Genomic DNA, 17,437 nt, shown 5'->3' on the forward strand with positions numbered 1-17,437 from the left:
TGCCCAGTTTTCAATTTTGCTCCCCACTCGCTGGGGAAACTAATTGAATGGAAATAAACTGGTGTTAATCCCCCCGTAATTGGAGTTAGCAGCTCCCCACTCGCTGGGGAAACTAATTGAATGGAAATCTTTAGTGAGATAGAGATAATATGCCGCAGATATGAAACCTCCCCACTCGCTGGGGAAACTAATTGAATGGAAATTTCAACTCTAGTTCTGTTTGTTCGGCGATAAATTCCGGGGTCACTCCCCACTCGCTGGGGAAACTAATTGAATGGAAATTCCAAATCAAGTAGTTATCTCTGATATTTCAGAAGATGAATACGAAGACTCCCCACTCGCTGGGGAAACTAATTGAATGGAAATGTTAGAAACTGTGGGGAATTCTTGAAACCTTTTGGGTCCTCCCCACTCGCTGGGGAAACTAATTGAATGGAAATAACTGCGTCCGGCGACGAGTAACTGCGTAGTCCGTTTTCACTCCCCACTCGCTGGGGAAACTAATTGAATGGAAATGCTACAGTTTGCTGAGTTTCTTGGCGAACACCGCTATCCTCCCCACTCGCTGGGGAAACTAATTGAATGGAAATATAATCAATTGTTCACTAACAACCTTCCAAGTCAAATCTCCCCACTCGCTGGGGAAACTAATTGAATGGAAATCTTTCTAGGCTAGGATTTACAAGCATAGAAACAAAACAATCACTTCAACTCCCCACTCGCTGGGGAAACTAATTGAATGGAAATTTTAAAGGGCGGTTACGGTCTTGCGAATTTGTGCAACCGATCTCCCCACTCGCTGGGGAAACTAATTGAATGGAAATTTAAAAAGTTTGGTGTCGGGGTCGATCGTAAAGCTGCTCCCCACTCGCTGGGGAAACTAATTGAATGGAAATAAAAAGAATTGGAAGAAGCCCAAGCCGAAATTAACTCCCCACTCGCTGGGGAAACTAATTGAATGGAAATTGGAGGCAAACAATCAAGCTGAATAGATCCTTTCAGCTCCCCACTCGCTGGGGAAACTAATTGAATGGAAATGTCGTAGAACCACAAAGTAGCACCAACAAATTCGCCCTCCCCACTCGCTGGGGAAACTAATTGAATGGAAATAATGTCAGAGTTGCTAGTCGGTGGCATCAGGAACCTCCTCCCCACTCGCTGGGGAAACTAATTGAATGGAAATTAGTATTCATGCCCTCTCTTTCTTGCTTTCAAATATTCCAAACTCCCCACTCGCTGGGGAAACTAATTGAATGGAAATAGTTTTGAAGTGTTCGCCACTATTCTTGCAGCGCGTCGCCTCCCCACTCGCTGGGGAAACTAATTGAATGGAAATCTGAACGAACGCAAGCTGTGCATTTTTATTCAGCTTTAGTGGTCTCCTCCCCACTCGCTGGGGAAACTAATTGAATGGAAATCATACCTTAACAATGTACGCGAACCGCTGGATGATTTCCAATCTCCCCACTCGCTGGGGAAACTAATTGAATGGAAATGCCAGCCATTTCTTGACCCCTTCCGACATCGGACAACCTCCCCACTCGCTGGGGAAACTAATTGAATGGAAATCGTCCCGTTCTCAATCCGCTCCATCATTGCGGTAACTCCCCACTCGCTGGGGAAACTAATTGAATGGAAATCTCAAATTCAAAAGGTCGGTTTCCGACCGACAAAAGATAACTCCCCACTCGCTGGGGAAACTAATTGAATGGAAATAATCTAGTAAGGCAAGTACATCAAACTCGCTTTGATCTCCCCACTCGCTGGGGAAACTAATTGAATGGAAATTTAGCTATCCTCTAAGTTTTATAACTTTCATTACTAAACTCCCCACTCGCTGGGGAAACTAATTGAATGGAAATTCATCTACTTGGACGCTAGCGACAAGCTCTTCAAGAATCTCCCCACTCGCTGGGGAAACTAATTGAATGGAAATTAATTTCACCAACTGACCGATACGGGGTTTAACAATTTTAACTCCCCACTCGCTGGGGAAACTAATTGAATGGAAATAGTATTGGAAAGTTTACAGGAAACTTCTGCCGCCTCTTTAGCCTCCCCACTCGCTGGGGAAACTAATTGAATGGAAATATCGCAAAGAACCCTGAATACTCGTACGGAACTCCCCACTCGCTGGGGAAACTAATTGAATGGAAATTTGTTGTGCGATCGCAGCGCTTGAGAAATTTTTGCTATTTCCTCCCCACTCGCTGGGGAAACTAATTGAATGGAAATGAGAATTTAATTGCTTATCAGAGGCAGTCTTCAGATTACCTCCCCACTCGCTGGGGAAACTAATTGAATGGAAATGTGATTGCTATTTGGATCGAAGACAATAACGCGATCTCCCCACTCGCTGGGGAAACTAATTGAATGGAAATAACTCTGGCAACAACTTGAAACAATGTTTTGCACTCCCCACTCGCTGGGGAAACTAATTGAATGGAAATTTTGCTAGTGGAGCGTAATTCCAGTAGTCTTTGCCGACTCCCCACTCGCTGGGGAAACTAATTGAATGGAAATGCTACCGAATAAGGCATTACTGATAGTAGTCAGCCGACTGTTGGCTCCCCACTCGCTGGGGAAACTAATTGAATGGAAATGCCATAAGGTAAGAGCGGGAATAGATTCTCCTTGACTCCCCACTCGCTGGGGAAACTAATTGAATGGAAATCCAGTGCCATTCCAAAAGCTCAGCATATCTTCCTCGTCAGACTCCCCACTCGCTGGGGAAACTAATTGAATGGAAATTAACAGTTTACTTTTACACGGAAGATTCGAGATGTAGCTCCCCACTCGCGCTTGGAAACTAATTGAATGGAAATTCTACCAAAAACAGCAGTTTGCCCACAGGTAGCAAGCTCTCCCCACTCGCTGGGGAAACTAATTGAATGGAAATCTCATTGAGTGACAATCCAATACCTTAAGTGCAAGCTTAAAAGCTCCCCACTCGCTGGGGAAACTAATTGAATGGAAATTTCGCTGCTGTACTGCGGCGAGAACGTCTGATTGATATTTTGACTCCCCACTCGCTGGGGAAACTAATTGAATGGAAATTGTATTTCAGGAGCCGATCGCGCTCCTTAGCCTCATACTCCCCACTCGCTGGGGAAACTAATTGAATGGAAATTTCCGAGACATTATCTCAGTATTACTCGGTTTACTCCCCACTCGCTGGGGAAACTAATTGAATGGAAATTATTACGATACTAACGGTTTTATGCCTGACGAAATCGTAACTCCCCACTCGCTGGGGAAACTAATTGAATGGAAATAAAAAACAATCTACCCGCCAGGTGACTTCTTTTCTCCCCACTCGCTGGGGAAACTAATTGAATGGAAATTTAATTCTTCTACTAATTACGCAGAGTTTAGTTATCGTAAACTCCCCACTCGCTGGGGAAACTAATTGAATGGAAATTCTTCTACTACCTCCGAATGAATTTCTGCAATTTTATCCTCCCCACTCGCTGGGGAAACTAATTGAATGGAAATGTTCATCATATTCTAGTTACTTATGATTCTCTTCCTCTCCCCACTCGCTGGGGAAACTAATTGAATGGAAATTTCTTCTAAATATAGTTCATTTACTAGATTGTTATCTCCCCACTCGCTGGGGAAACTAATTGAATGGAAATCGTCTTGACCCTCGAACATAAAGTCACAAGTAACTTGGAACTCCCCACTCGCTGGGGAAACTAATTGAATGGAAATATGTCAGACATAGCTTACGCGGGTATAAAATCAGCAGTACTCCCCACTCGCTGGGGAAACTAATTGAATGGAAATTCCCCGCTGGTTGGGCCAAAACTACCAGCGCAAAGTTTGCTCCCCACTCGCTGGGGAAACTAATTGAATGGAAATATTCAAATTGGTGCGATGAGTGCTTTCTCAACCCCTCCCCACTCGCTGGGGAAACTAATTGAATGGAAATACAAACTTATCCTCTTCTTTGGCATGAGGATTAGCCTCCCCACTCGCTGGGGAAACTAATTGAATGGAAATTCGAGGTGCGCTATCTGGACATGGTCAGCTCCCCACTCGCTGGGGAAACTAATTGAATGGAAACTTGGAAAAGTTTGTGTTAGTGGAAATTGTCGTTGCAGCTCCCCACTCGCTGGGGAAACTAATTGAATGGAAACCAAGTATGTGGAAGAGGTCATCGTCTCGGCCGGACTTCACTCCCCACTCGCTGGGGAAACTAATTGAATGGAAACATTACCGGAAAACCCGTGTTGGATTTTGCTTACCCTTTTGGCATCTGGGCTCCCCACTCGCTGGGGAAACTAATTGAATGGAAACGCGTTGATAGCCGTTTCCAGTTGATCCACCATTAGAAACTCCCCACTCGCTGGGGAAACTAATTGAATGGAAACTGCAGACGTTGCTGACTTGGTTGTAACTATGAAACTCCCCACTCGCTGGGGAAACTAATTGAATGGAAACGTACAAGCACACCGTCGACAAGAAGGATTTCTACGCTCCCCACTCGCTGGGGAAACTAATTGAATGGAAACCCTAAAGAAAGAGCAAGAAAAGCGGCGACAGAAGCAGTTTTAACCTCCCCACTCGCTGGGGAAACTAATTGAATGGAAACGAGTAACTAGAGTAACTAAAAAGAGTAATTGACTCCCCACTCGCTGGGGAAACTAATTGAATGGAAACCTTCCCATGTACCACATCGATCATTTATTGGATCCATCAAACTCCCCACTCGCTGGGGAAACTAATTGAATGGAAACTACGATATAGACTCAACGACCTGCGCCTGCAGATCAAGCTCAACTCCCCACTCGCTGGGGAAACTAATTGAATGGAAACGTGATGCCGCTGGACGGCAGTGTGCCGCCGCTGTCGGTCACTCCCCACTCGCTGGGGAAACTAATTGAATGGAAACCCGACGGCGGGGCGGCGGCCGTGGGAGGGGACACCTTCAGTTCACTCCCCACTCGCTGGGGAAACTAATTGAATGGAAACCAAAAAGATCACAAAATCGAAAACCCTCTACAGAGAGGTAGACCCGACTCCCCACTCGCTGGGGAAACTAATTGAATGGAAACTTCAGCCATAGCAACCAAGCCACGCAGGTTTTTAGTTGTATCGACTCCCCACTCGCTGGGGAAACTAATTGAATGGAAACGGTTAGGAGATGAGTATCTGATATTGGGAATTCAGAGCTCCCCACTCGCTGGGGAAACTAATTGAATGGAAACATTATTAACATCTTTTTTATGTTCAGTAAGAACCGGACTCCCCACTCGCTGGGGAAACTAATTGAATGGAAACTAAACTATCTGAATCAGAACCTTTAGAGGGTGGAGTTTTAACTCCCCACTCGCTGGGGAAACTAATTGAATGGAAACTTGACCTTGAGACTCTTCTTGCTTGTCTACTCGGTTTACTACTCCCCACTCGCTGGGGAAACTAATTGAATGGAAACAAGACTTAATCTTTACATCGTTTACAAATACTCCAATTCTTCCTACTCCCCACTCGCTGGGGAAACTAATTGAATGGAAACTCAAACCCAGAAGCTCTTAATGGATTACATATAGAAACCTCCCCACTCGCTGGGGAAACTAATTGAATGGAAACTCCATTGATCTACTAATTCCTGCTGTTCATATATCAAATAGTCGTTGGGATTCTTTGATAGATAAAACTCTTCACCTGAATGCTCGTAATTCGTGTCTAACCAGAGATCAAAGTCCGTTGCTCCCCACTCGCTGGGGAAACTAATTGAATGGAAACATAGAAATCCTCAAGATGCTAAAAACTCCTTCGGTGCAGTTATCTCCCCACTCGCTGGGGAAACTAATTGAATGGAAACGTTTGCTTCGGCAAACTCGTCAAAATTTCCCCAGTAGTTGTAGTTCTCCCCACTCGCTGGGGAAACTAATTGAATGGAAACTCGGTTTGCGCTGAGCAATTGCCTGCATCCATCGCTCTCCCCACTCGCTGGGGAAACTAATTGAATGGAAACGCAAGACGCAATCGAGGAAGCGGCTCAAAAAGCTCCCCACTCGCTGGGGAAACTAATTGAATGGAAACGATTGAAGATTATCGCAATGTGGCGATCGCGGACTCCCCACTCGCTGGGGAAACTAATTGAATGGAAACTTATTAAACCATTTCAGCAACTCTTCTAAATCGTTAAACTCCCCACTCGCTGGGGAAACTAATTGAATGGAAACAATCGCTTACCGCGCAAAGTAGATGAACAAAGCAGGTGCCTCCCCACTCGCTGGGGAAACTAATTGAATGGAAACGTCCCATGACTTGAACATAGGTATTGTGCGAGTCCCTCCCCACTCGCTGGGGAAACTAATTGAATGGAAACAGCCGACTTTTTCAAAAACCTTGACACGTCTGGAAAAATGCTCCCCACTCGCTGGGGAAACTAATTGAATGGAAACCTTAATAGAAATAGATGTTTGTCTGCTTTGTTCTGTTACCTCCCCACTCGCTGGGGAAACTAATTGAATGGAAACCTACAAACCGCAGTAACAGATATTAAAACTAAAGACTCCCCACTCGCTGGGGAAACTAATTGAATGGAAACATCTGATGAATAAAGGGCGTAGATGTGAGTCACCTTCCGACTCCCCACTCGCTGGGGAAACTAATTGAATGGAAACGAAGGTTTTTGCACCGGTATCTTGAAACATATATTAACTCCCCACTCGCTGGGGAAACTAATTGAATGGAAACATTGATACGGGATTTTACAAATATTTCTTTACTTATCTCCCCACTCGCTGGGGAAACTAATTGAATGGAAACGTGTAGTTTAACTTTGAGATAGAGTCGTTTATCCCACCCTATACTCCCCACTCGCTGGGGAAACTAATTGAATGGAAACCATAGAGTTTACTCTCTAATTTATTGACAAATTCTCTAACACTCCCCACTCGCTGGGGAAACTAATTGAATGGAAACGTATACGTTTATTCATAAGAAAACCTTGGTAAGAGGAACTCCCCACTCGCTGGGGAAACTAATTGAATGGAAACGTTGAACGTCTATGGGCGGAGCAAGTCGGAGGCCGAATCTCCCCACTCGCTGGGGAAACTAATTGAATGGAAACCGAATCCAAGAAGATATAAAAAGAGAATTCTGGACTCAGCCAAACTCCCCACTCGCTGGGGAAACTAATTGAATGGAAACCCGATGGCGACCCGCTACCGCCACCGATCTGATGCAAGCTCCCCACTCGCTGGGGAAACTAATTGAATGGAAACTACAACTGTCCGATTAGACTTGCAAGAACTAACCTTTGCTCCCCACTCGCTGGGGAAACTAATTGAATGGAAACCTAATCGCTTGCATTTTCACGCTCCAATTTACCCTCCCCACTCGCTGGGGAAACTAATTGAATGGAAACCGAGCTGCGCCTTATGAACGCCTTCCTGCAGGACCTCCCCACTCGCTGGGGAAACTAATTGAATGGAAACGGTGGGGGGGAGTGAGATGAGTTAACTAAAATAAATCAATTGGCCATCTCCCCACTCGCTGGGGAAACTAATTGAATGGAAACTTAAAGAGATGTATGTTTAAGAAAAAGTTAGGCAGTTTTCCACTCCCCACTCGCTGGGGAAACTAATTGAATGGAAACACTAAAAACGAAACACTCTCTCGCCGGGAAAACCGCTCCCCACTCGCTGGGGAAACTAATTGAATGGAAACATACTTAACAATCTAGTTCCCTCCTTTTGACTTTCTTTTTGACTCCCCACTCGCTGGGGAAACTAATTGAATGGAAACATGGGTAGGAGAGAATATTGTTCTGCAAATTCCTCAACTCCCCACTCGCTGGGGAAACTAATTGAATGGAAACATAAGGATTAGTCAGCCTTGCTAAGTGATTGATTATATCTCCCCACTCGCTGGGGAAACTAATTGAATGGAAACATCTGGTAAAAAATAAAATGATTGTGTTTTCCATACTATTCTCCCCACTCGCTGGGGAAACTAATTGAATGGAAACGATATGGAGTTGCAAGCTCGATAAAAGGGATAGAACGGCTTTTTACTCCCCACTCGCTGGGGAAACTAATTGAATGGAAACAATAGCTCCGGCTGTTAGTAATCCGGCTACTATAATCCCTCCCCACTCGCTGGGGAAACTAATTGAATGGAAACCAGCTTTTTCACAGACTGCTGATGCAAACCGAGTCTCCCCACTCGCTGGGGAAACTAATTGAATGGAAACTAAAGTCAGCCAGTCGATATCATTTCTGGGGTTTTTAACTCCCCACTCGCTGGGGAAACTAATTGAATGGAAACTTTATTATCCGCTTCAATATATATCGGCTGATAATCTCCCCACTCGCTGGGGAAACTAATTGAATGGAAACGCAAAAAGTCGATCCTACCCGCTGAGCTTGTTTTGCTCCCCACTCGCTGGGGAAACTAATTGAATGGAAACGTTCCATCACCAACACGCCGCCATATTGATCCGCTCCCCACTCGCTGGGGAAACTAATTGAATGGAAACGATCAAGGTCGATCGCCCGATATTTAAATGATGATTCAATCAACTCCCCACTCGCTGGGGAAACTAATTGAATGGAAACAAGCAATGTCAGAGTCTTGTTTAGGTCTTCGCACCTCGCCTCCCCACTCGCTGGGGAAACTAATTGAATGGAAACCTTACGCCATACGACGCAGGAATGCCCATCTCTTTTAATTCTCCCCACTCGCTGGGGAAACTAATTGAATGGAAACGTAATACTAAACTTAACTTTAAAGATTGGAGCTCCCCACTCGCTGGGGAAACTAATTGAATGGAAACCTTTGTAGTAAGAGACCATGAATCTCTGTTTCCCAAAGTGGTCACGCTCCCCACTCGCTGGGGAAACTAATTGAATGGAAACTCTTTTCTCGATTCAGGTATCAAATCATTTACTTGAGTTACTCCCCACTCGCTGGGGAAACTAATTGAATGGAAACCTCTAATGTTGGACACTGATGAAAACTCAGCTTATTCTGACTCCCCACTCGCTGGGGAAACTAATTGAATGGAAACGGTCTTGTTATCGGCTTCTACGTATATCGGTCGATAATCATAGCTCCCCACTCGCTGGGGAAACTAATTGAATGGAAACTTAAAAATAATGCGTTAATTAATGCGGCTGCCTCCCCACTCGCTGGGGAAACTAATTGAATGGAAACGCTAGGTCAACAAGTCTAAAGCCAATGGTGGCAACTCCTCAGTTCTCCCCACTCGCTGGGGAAACTAATTGAATGGAAACGCGTCTTTCATGTAGGCTATCAGACTGTAAGTCTTGCACTCCCCACTCGCTGGGGAAACTAATTGAATGGAAACACGGTATTGAACAATCAATGGCGAAATCTGATTTAACTAACTCCCCACTCGCTGGGGAAACTAATTGAATGGAAACTAAGCTCAAATACTCATAGTCTGTGGAGCAGATAACATCCGTACTCCCCACTCGCTGGGGAAACTAATTGAATGGAAACCATTATGGGATTCAATAGGAAATGGTATTAAAGATGCAGGTAAACTCCCCACTCGCTGGGGAAACTAATTGAATGGAAACTAAAGATTAAATTTTCTGAAATTATTGAGAAGATGAACTCCCCACTCGCTGGGGAAACTAATTGAATGGAAACTCCTTTAATAGAACCGATAGTCGTTGGTTTTGTTATTAACTCCCCACTCGCTGGGGAAACTAATTGAATGGAAACTTGGAATCGTTCTGTTGCTTTAGACGGTGAAATTCCTTTGTGGTCTCCCCACTCGCTGGGGAAACTAATTGAATGGAAACATTAAGAAAATGAAAATTACAGTAGATGAAGGAATGTTTCGCCAGCTCCCCACTCGCTGGGGAAACTAATTGAATGGAAACATAAAGACCTTACAGAAACACTTATCGGTTATGCTCCCCACTCGCTGGGGAAACTAATTGAATGGAAACGAGACCTTCATAGCTAAAGTGATCTCCTCTGCCATAATCGTTAACTCCCCACTCGCTGGGGAAACTAATTGAATGGAAACATCTAAGTATTACTCGATTTAACTGGTAGCCTCCATCTCCCCACTCGCTGGGGAAACTAATTGAATGGAAACTCTGCACATTGTCCGAATCCCAGAAACTTATTAGTATCGAGATCAACTCCCCACTCGCTGGGGAAACTAATTGAATGGAAACAATTGGCTCGTTTGCAAATTGAAAAGTTAAAAGAACTCCCCACTCGCTGGGGAAACTAATTGAATGGAAACCAATTGACTCCTGACTGAAATCTAAAGCATCAGATAAATACTCCCCACTCGCTGGGGAAACTAATTGAATGGAAACAATTTAAACGGGAGATATATTTAACTAAAGACATTACCTCCCCACTCGCTGGGGAAACTAATTGAATGGAAACTTAAAAGAAAAAGATAACCATTATGAAGTTAAGTCTCCCCACTCGCTGGGGAAACTAATTGAATGGAAACATTTACAAAAGCGGTAAAGGCTTCAAGTTCATCCGCTCCCCACTCGCTGGGGAAACTAATTGAATGGAAACGAACGCCGGGTCACTATATCTTTAATTGGGGTAGGAGAACTCCCCACTCGCTGGGGAAACTAATTGAATGGAAACTCGGTTTTTGCTTCCCAGTGACCGCAAGTTACGGTGTCGGTCAAACCGCCTCCCCACTCGCTGGGGAAACTAATTGAATGGAAACTGCTAGTAATAAGTTTGTCGCCACCGGTGTTAAAAGTTTGCTCCCCACTCGCTGGGGAAACTAATTGAATGGAAACTTTTTTGAGAAATCTTGACTAATTTTCATAATTTTAGGGACTCCCCACTCGCTGGGGAAACTAATTGAATGGAAACTTGCGATCGCCACAACAGCGCCTAACGGAAATTCACACTCCCCACTCGCGCTTGGAAACTAATTGAATGGAAAATCCAAAAGGAGGGATTAAAATAAAGTAAAGTAACAGACCTATTACTCCCCACTCGCTGGGGAAACTAATTGAATGGAAAAATCAGCTAGAAAACCAATAACTGCACCAAATAAAATCCAAGACTCCCCACTCGCGCTTGGAAACTAATTGAATGGAAAAAAGCTACCAGTTTTTCAACGCCAAAACATTCATCTCCCCACTCGCGCTTGGAAACTAATTGAAGGGAAAAAAACCACAAGTAAGTTAAAACAAAACCGTTAATTCTCCCCACTCGCGCTTGGAAACTAATTGAATGGAAAAACGAACTTTCATGTGAATTCTCCGAGTTATTTGCTCCCCACTCGCGCTTGGAAACTAATTGAATGGAAAAGTTTTGAGAGGTGATATACAGGGTACAAAAAGAAAAGACTCCCCACTCGCGCTTGGAAACTAATTGAATGGAAACTACGGCGTCAGCGCCCATGACTCGGGTAACTGACCGATCGCTTCTCCCCACTCGCGCTTGGAAACTAATTGAATGGAAACTCGAGCCAGCACCGCCGCGTGGTACTGCGAAGGAAATCTAAGGGCTTTCTGAGGAAATCATGGTGAATTCGGGAGAGACCGTTGTGGATGATATATCGCGCGATCGCACGGCTAAACCAGAGGCTTATCCCAAGCTTGCTCGCGATGCCTGCGGCGGGCTACGCCAACGCACTAACCAGAAAACGGCGATCGCACGGCTAAACCAGAGACTTATCCCAAGTGTGGGTGCGATCTTTCAATTCATGCTTGCTGGGCATCGCACCTTACAAATAACCTCTCGCTTTAACCTCATCAATAACTCTGACGGCTAACGGTGAAGTTGTGCGACTGCCGATCGCGTCTGTTGCAAAACCGACCAAACTTGCTAGTCGGTTCCAACCGAGTTGTTAGTGGCAGCTTTAGTGGCATAGAAGTAAAAAATCTGTGCCTTTCACTACTTTTTGACAAATTGTTATGGTATCTTAACTTTAGCGGAGGCTAGTTCAGGCAATTTAAGAAGCCTGGCGATCGAGTAACCTGATTTATGATTGACCGTAAAAAAATTGAACTGAAATGGGAAAGTTATTGGTTTAAAACCCTTGGGAGATGGCGATCGTGTCCATTGACCTGCCCAGTAGACAGACCTCATCCCCGGCATATTTTTTGGAGTTGGATTGGCAGTTTTTTGGCAATTACTGCAACGTCCTATCTTGCTGTAAAAACTAATTCTCCTTTACTAATGGCTCCGTTTGGCGCTACAAGCGTTCTGATCTTTGGTGTCCCTGACAGCCCTTTGGCTCAACCCCGGAATGTCATTGGGGGCAATTTCTTAGCTGCTCTCACCAGTTTAATGATTCTGCATTTTCTCGGTTCTTCTCCCTGGGCGATGGGAATGGCTGTTTCTAGTGCGATCGGAATTATGCAGATTACCGGAACTCTACATCCGCCTTCGGGAGCAGTTGCCTTAGTCGTCATGATGACCAAACCAGATTTGAAATTTTTGCTAACACCTGTTTTTGAGGGCTCAATAATCTTGGTCTTGTGCGCCGTCATCTTTAATAATTTAGCGGCAGAAAGGACGTATCCCAAGCACTGGTTATAGCATTGTCTCTAATGATTTCAATTTATAAGGACGATCGCCATCTCATATTGAATTCAGTTGCGTTTGAGATACTTTAGACTTTTTATAAATTCTGAGCCGCATTAAAAGCAGCTTCTAAGGCTTAATAAAGGGGGAGATATCCTGGACTATGGGGTGAGCAACTTCGATATGGGGTAGTGGTGCACAAGTAATGTTTCTCGCATTTTTAATTCATATCCAGAAACGGTTGTATCGAATCACATCATTACTTATGCAGCGCTACCGAATGGAAACGAGAAAAACCATACTGCCAGCGATGGCAAGAAATGAGCTCCCCACTCGCGCTGGGAAACTAATTGAATGGAAACAGGCCTCTTTAGACTCAAACAAGTACCGTAGAAACCTCCCCACTCGCGCTTGGAAACTAATTTAGTCCTGGCCACAGTGCGTCCAGGACTAAAGTCAAAAAAAAGCGGTTGAAACCGCCAAATTCCATCGAGATAATTTCCAATTCACCTAACTTTTGATAGCTTCTAAGGTTTTCAGCGCTTCCGAAACGTGTGCTTTAAAATCCAACATCGAGTCAAAAATGTGCTTAACAACACCTTGTTTGTTAATGACATAAGTTACTCTACCCGCCATAATCCACAGTGTAGGTGGAACTCCGTACAATTGCCGAACCTTATTGCCCGTATCGCTCAGCAGTGTAAATGGTAGCCGATATTTGGTGGCAAATTCCTGGTGCGATTGTGGCGAATCTTCGCTAATTCCTATGACTTCTGCACCTGCGTCTTTGAAGACTTCGTAACTATCTCGAAAAGCGCAAGCTTGGGTTGTGCATCCGGGCGAGTTGTCTTTGGGGTAAAAGTAGACTATGACGTTTTTTTTACCTTTAAAATCTTTGAGGCTGACTGATGTGCCAGTTTGAGATGGTAAGCTAAAATCGGGGGCGGTGTCTCCTACTTTGACTGTCATGTTTTTTAACTGAGTAGCTCTGTTTGCGTGAAAATTTAACTTTTGTTATTGTACAGTTGTTTTGAGCAATAGTTCGCAGTTGCGATCGCCCGCTGCGACAGCCTCCCATTTTTGCTTTCTCGCACTCAAACAAAAAAACCCTTTTGACAACATCGGAATGATGTCGGCGATTCGCAGTTAGGCGGATTAATTGGAGAAGCTTTTTTGAACCGCAGATGCACGGGGATTAACGCAGATGGTCACTCGATTTTAGATTTTAGATTTTAGATTTTAGATTTTAGATGGACTCCATAGATGAATCTGCGTCATTAAGCTAATCCGCATTTAAATTGCATGGTAAAATAAATTTTCACGCCTTGGGGTGGGCAGGAGAGCCCGCCCTCAACATACAATTTAAATGCACAACAGCTTAAAAATTCCAGGAGTGGCGCTGAAACGTTACTAAAGTTAATTGTTATCGGCCTTTGGTTAAATTTTTTAATTCCCGCCATATTGGAGGAAGTTGGCCGGAGCTTGTGCGGGGCTGGGTGAGGATTCCTTGAGTTGGACTGAACAGCAATGATAGCACAAATAACCCCGATGCAACTAAAACTATTGCGGGCCCGGATGGTAAGTTATAGAAGTAGCTGAGATACATTCCGCTAATGCTGGAAATAACTCCGATTATTGCTCCTAAAATCATTACTTGGTGCAGGCGAGTGACTAGGAGATAGGCGGTACTTGCGGGCGTAATTAATAGGGACAAGACTAGCACTACGCCCACGGCTTTGAGGCTGGCAACTATTGTGAGGGCGATGAGTACCATCAGTCCGAAGTTGAGCAGGTTTACTGGCAAACCTGTTGCTTGCGCTCCTAATGGATCGAAGGTGTAAAATAGCAGTTCTTTGTAAAAGAATACTACAACTAATAAGACTAGGGCGACAATGAAGCCTGTGTCGATCGCATCTTCGGCGGTAACGCCGAGGATGTTGCCGAAAAGAAAGTGGTTGAGGTCGATTTTGTTGTCTTTTTGGACGATCGTAATTAGGGTGATGCCGAGAGCGAAGAATGCGGAAAATACGATGCCCATTGCGGCGTCTTCTTTGATTGTCGATCGAGTTTTGATCCAAGCTATGATTACTGTACTCAAAACTCCCGCAATGAAGGCGCCGATAAAGATATTTGCTCCGAGGATAAATGCGATCGCCAATCCGGGCAAAACCGAGTGGCTGATGGCGTCTCCGAGCAAGGCCAGCCGCTGTACCATTAGGTAGCTGCCGACGATCGCGCAGACGATGCCGACGAGAATGGCAATTACGAGCGATCGCTGCATGAATCCGTACTGCAACGGCTCAATTAAGGTTTGTATCATAAAATTATCAAATCACAGTTAACTAATGACTAACAACCAAAGCAACCCGGTTCGATCCGAGATGTTGCACCATTCTCAATAAGCTTTTTATGAACAGCCAAGATGCCTGTTCCACAATAAAATTCACTCTTTGTGGAACAGGCATCTTGCCTGTTCTTGAGAATGGTGCAAGATGTGAGTTCGAGCCGAGATTTATCGTTGCCCAATTCAAGATTATCAAAAAAACCGGGTTCAAGAGTGTAACTCCTAGATTAATGACCAAGAATTTCAAAGGTGGTACCCGCCACGTGATTTATCCGTGGAATCAATCCAAAATCTTCAACGCTCATCCTTGCGTCCCCCGCATTTATCCGTGCGGTCAATCTAAAATCTAAAACTTGTTCTGAGCGAAGTCGAAGAATCTAAAATCTAAAATCGATTGACTGCTGGCTAATTAAGCTGCTTGTCCGGCAAAGAACATTACTTGTCCGCCGTAGGCGCGGTAAAGGTTTTCTTGCGTTAGCACTTCTTGGCGGGGACCAGCGGCAATCAATTCTGTATTTAGCAAAATTAAATCGTCAAAATTGGTGATTGATTCGCCTAAGTCGTGGTTGACTACTAAGACGGTTTTTCCGGCATTTGCTAGCTGGTGGAAGATGTCGAAAATGATATTTTGAGTTTTTTGGTCAACGCCGACAAACGGCTCGTCAAAGCAGAAAATAGCGGCTTCTTGGGCTAAGGCTCTAGCTAGAAATACTCGCTGTTGCTGTCCGCCGGAAAGTTGTCCGATCGGTCTGTCTTTGTAAGCACTCATGCCTACTCTTTCTAAGGCATCGGCAGCGGTGCGGCGGCTAGCTGCCGAGAAGCGGCGAAACCATCCGGCTTTTCTGACTCTTCCCATCATCACGACATCCCAAACGGTGGCGGGATAGTTCCAGTCAATTTGCGATCGCTGCGGCACGTAGGCTACTGTTTCGAGTCGATCGGCGATCGCTTCTTCGCCGCAGGTAACAGTGCCGCGATCTGCGGGAATTAAGCCCAACATAGCTTTGATCAGCGTGCTTTTGCCCGCACCGTTGGGGCCAATAATACCCGTCAGCCTTCCCGGTTTGACGGAAAGATTGATATCTCTGAGTGCCTCTACCGTGCGGTAGTTTACTGCTAAGTGCTTAACAGCGATAATTTCTGTGTCGGTAGCCGTGTCTTGGAGGTGGCAAACCATTTGAGACCACGGAGTCTCGTTGGGGAAGGCGGCGGTATTCATGGCGGTGACTATATCTCCTTTTTGTTAAGTTTACTGTAAAAATGAAAAGAATATGAAATCCTCGGTAAATAGGAATAATCTGGAACGCAGGAGAGGTACATAATGCGACAGTGCAAGCTCGAAACCCCTCAAACCATAGGTTTTGTGGCAAAAATGTCAAGTAGGTTAAAACTTATATCTTCCACCATTCTCAACGATCGCGATCGGGGTGCGCTATTGACCCACCCCACCAGAATATTGAATCATTGGGGAACAGGCATCTTGCCTGTGGTGGAGAAGAAGGCAAAATGTGAGTTAAAACCGACGGCAATTGTGAAGCAATCCTATAAAGGAGAGTTTAGCCGTGAGTCGGGGATTGAAAGCGCCGGCCCTGGATTGGACAAGTCCAAGGTATTTTTGATTAGAAGTATTGCCTGCGGCATATTGACTGTGGGTTTATTTAGTTGCGCTCAAACCCAGAGCGATCGCCTCTCTCCAGAGGCAGATGCTAAACCCAAGGTAGTTGCTACCAGCACAATTATTGAGGATTTGACCGATCGAGTAGCGGGTGGCGAAGTTCAGCTAACAGGAATTTTGCAGCCGGGAACCGATCCTCACGTTTACGAACCGGTGCCAAAAGATTCTCAAGCTTTAGAAAAAGCTAACTTAATTTTGTATAACGGTTACAATTTGGAACCGGGATTAATTAGAATGATGAATGCCGCCGGAATTAAGGCGCGGAAATTAGCAGTGGGTGAAGTTGTCAAGCCTTTGCTACTGAATAAAGAAGGCAATACCGTACCCGATCCGCACGTTTGGGGAAATGTGGAAAATGTAGTTCAAATGGTGGAAGCGATTCGGGATGCGCTAATCGACCTGTCGCCGGAAGATCGAGAGAAGTTTACGCAGAATGCTGTCAAACTTACTGAAGAGTTAAAACGCTTGGATAGTTGGATCGAACAAGAGATTAAAACAATCCCCGAAAATAAGCGCGCATTAGTAACAACTCACGATGCTTTTCAATATTACAGCCGCGCCTACGGATTGGGAAGTGCGGGCAGTTTGATCGGGATTAGTACGGAGGAACAGCCGAGCGCTCAAACGGTGCAAAAGTTAGTAGAATCGGTGAAAGCTGCCGGAGTTCCTGCTATTTTTGCCGAGACTACAATTAACCCGCAACTGATTAGAACAGTGGCGGAGGAAGCGGGGGTGAAATTGGCGGCGCAGCAACTTTATTCGGATTCGATAGGGGCGGCCGGAAGCGAGGGCGATTCTTATGTGAAAATGATGTCGGCTAATACTCGCGCCATCGTCGAAGCTTTGGGGGGGAAATACACGCCGTTTGAAGTTAGCAAGTAGCAAGTATGGTGCGCTATCTCAAA

Annotated in this window: 7 protein-coding genes and 3 CRISPR repeat arrays (1 of these 10 cut by a window edge); of the genes, 3 read left to right on the forward strand and 4 right to left on the reverse strand. The window is 44.9% G+C overall.

Annotation, left to right across the window (positions count from 1 at the left end):
• A CRISPR array of direct repeats spans positions 1–2,752; the repeat unit is 36 nt (it extends 272 nt beyond the left edge of the window).
• A gap of 111 nt (positions 2,753–2,863) precedes the next feature.
• Positions 2,864–5,596: direct repeats of the CRISPR family, unit length 36 nt; unit sequence CTCCCCACTCGCTGGGGAAACTAATTGAATGGAAAC.
• Positions 5,597–5,715: 119 nt separating this feature from the next.
• A CRISPR array of direct repeats spans positions 5,716–10,848; the repeat unit is 36 nt; unit sequence CTCCCCACTCGCTGGGGAAACTAATTGAATGGAAAC.
• A gap of 159 nt (positions 10,849–11,007) precedes the next feature.
• Entirely contained in the window at positions 11,008–11,385 is a 378-nt protein-coding gene (locus QUB63_RS35180; RefSeq protein WP_442921763.1) for a hypothetical protein, read from the reverse strand.
• A gap of 121 nt (positions 11,386–11,506) precedes the next feature.
• On the opposite strand from QUB63_RS35180, the gene QUB63_RS30395 reads away from it, so the two are divergent.
• Complete coding sequence (locus QUB63_RS30395; protein ID WP_332949095.1) at positions 11,507–11,758, forward strand: hypothetical protein; 252 nt, start codon at positions 11,507–11,509, stop codon at positions 11,756–11,758.
• A 212-nt stretch (positions 11,759–11,970) separates the two neighbouring features.
• Positions 11,971–12,528, forward strand: a complete 558-nt coding sequence (locus tag QUB63_RS30400; RefSeq protein ID WP_332986451.1) for an HPP family protein — start codon at positions 11,971–11,973, stop codon at positions 12,526–12,528.
• A gap of 495 nt (positions 12,529–13,023) precedes the next feature.
• Here the strand turns inward: QUB63_RS30400 and QUB63_RS30405 are convergent, their stop codons facing one another.
• The 3 genes from QUB63_RS30405 to QUB63_RS30415 form a co-directional block, all read right to left on the reverse strand.
• Complete coding sequence (locus QUB63_RS30405; RefSeq protein ID WP_332949097.1) at positions 13,024–13,482, reverse strand: peroxiredoxin; 459 nt, start codon at positions 13,480–13,482, stop codon at positions 13,024–13,026.
• Between the two features lie 454 nt (positions 13,483–13,936).
• Complete coding sequence (locus QUB63_RS30410; protein ID WP_332949098.1) at positions 13,937–14,833, reverse strand: metal ABC transporter permease; 897 nt, start codon at positions 14,831–14,833, stop codon at positions 13,937–13,939.
• Between the two features lie 433 nt (positions 14,834–15,266).
• Positions 15,267–16,076 carry a metal ABC transporter ATP-binding protein gene (locus QUB63_RS30415; RefSeq protein WP_332949099.1) on the reverse strand — a complete coding sequence of 270 codons (810 nt, stop codon included), beginning with the start codon at positions 16,074–16,076 and terminating at the stop codon, positions 15,267–15,269.
• Positions 16,077–16,178: 102 nt separating this feature from the next.
• Between QUB63_RS30415 and QUB63_RS30420 the strand changes: the two genes are divergently transcribed.
• Complete coding sequence (locus QUB63_RS30420) at positions 16,179–17,414, forward strand: metal ABC transporter substrate-binding protein (RefSeq protein WP_442921761.1); 1,236 nt, start codon at positions 16,179–16,181, stop codon at positions 17,412–17,414.
• The last annotated feature ends 23 nt before the right edge of the window (positions 17,415–17,437 follow it).

This window comes from Microcoleus sp. ARI1-B5, from assembly GCF_036705795.1.
GTDB lineage: Bacteria > Cyanobacteriota > Cyanobacteriia > Cyanobacteriales > Microcoleaceae > Microcoleus.

Excerpts from the sequence above, each read along its gene's own strand:
- QUB63_RS35180 (WP_442921763.1), bottom strand. The coding sequence starts at position 11,385 with ATGGGCGCTGACGCCGTAGTTTCCATTCAATTAGTTTCCAAGCGCGAG.
- QUB63_RS30395 (WP_332949095.1), top strand. The coding sequence starts at position 11,507 with ATGGTGAATTCGGGAGAGACCGTTGTGGATGATATATCGCGCGATCGC.
- QUB63_RS30400 (WP_332986451.1), top strand. The coding sequence starts at position 11,971 with ATGATTGACCGTAAAAAAATTGAACTGAAATGGGAAAGTTATTGGTTT.
- QUB63_RS30405 (WP_332949097.1), bottom strand. The coding sequence starts at position 13,482 with ATGACAGTCAAAGTAGGAGACACCGCCCCCGATTTTAGCTTACCATCT.
- QUB63_RS30410 (WP_332949098.1), bottom strand. The coding sequence starts at position 14,833 with ATGATACAAACCTTAATTGAGCCGTTGCAGTACGGATTCATGCAGCGA.
- QUB63_RS30415 (WP_332949099.1), bottom strand. The coding sequence starts at position 16,076 with ATGAATACCGCCGCCTTCCCCAACGAGACTCCGTGGTCTCAAATGGTT.
- QUB63_RS30420 (WP_442921761.1), top strand. The coding sequence starts at position 16,179 with ATGCGACAGTGCAAGCTCGAAACCCCTCAAACCATAGGTTTTGTGGCA.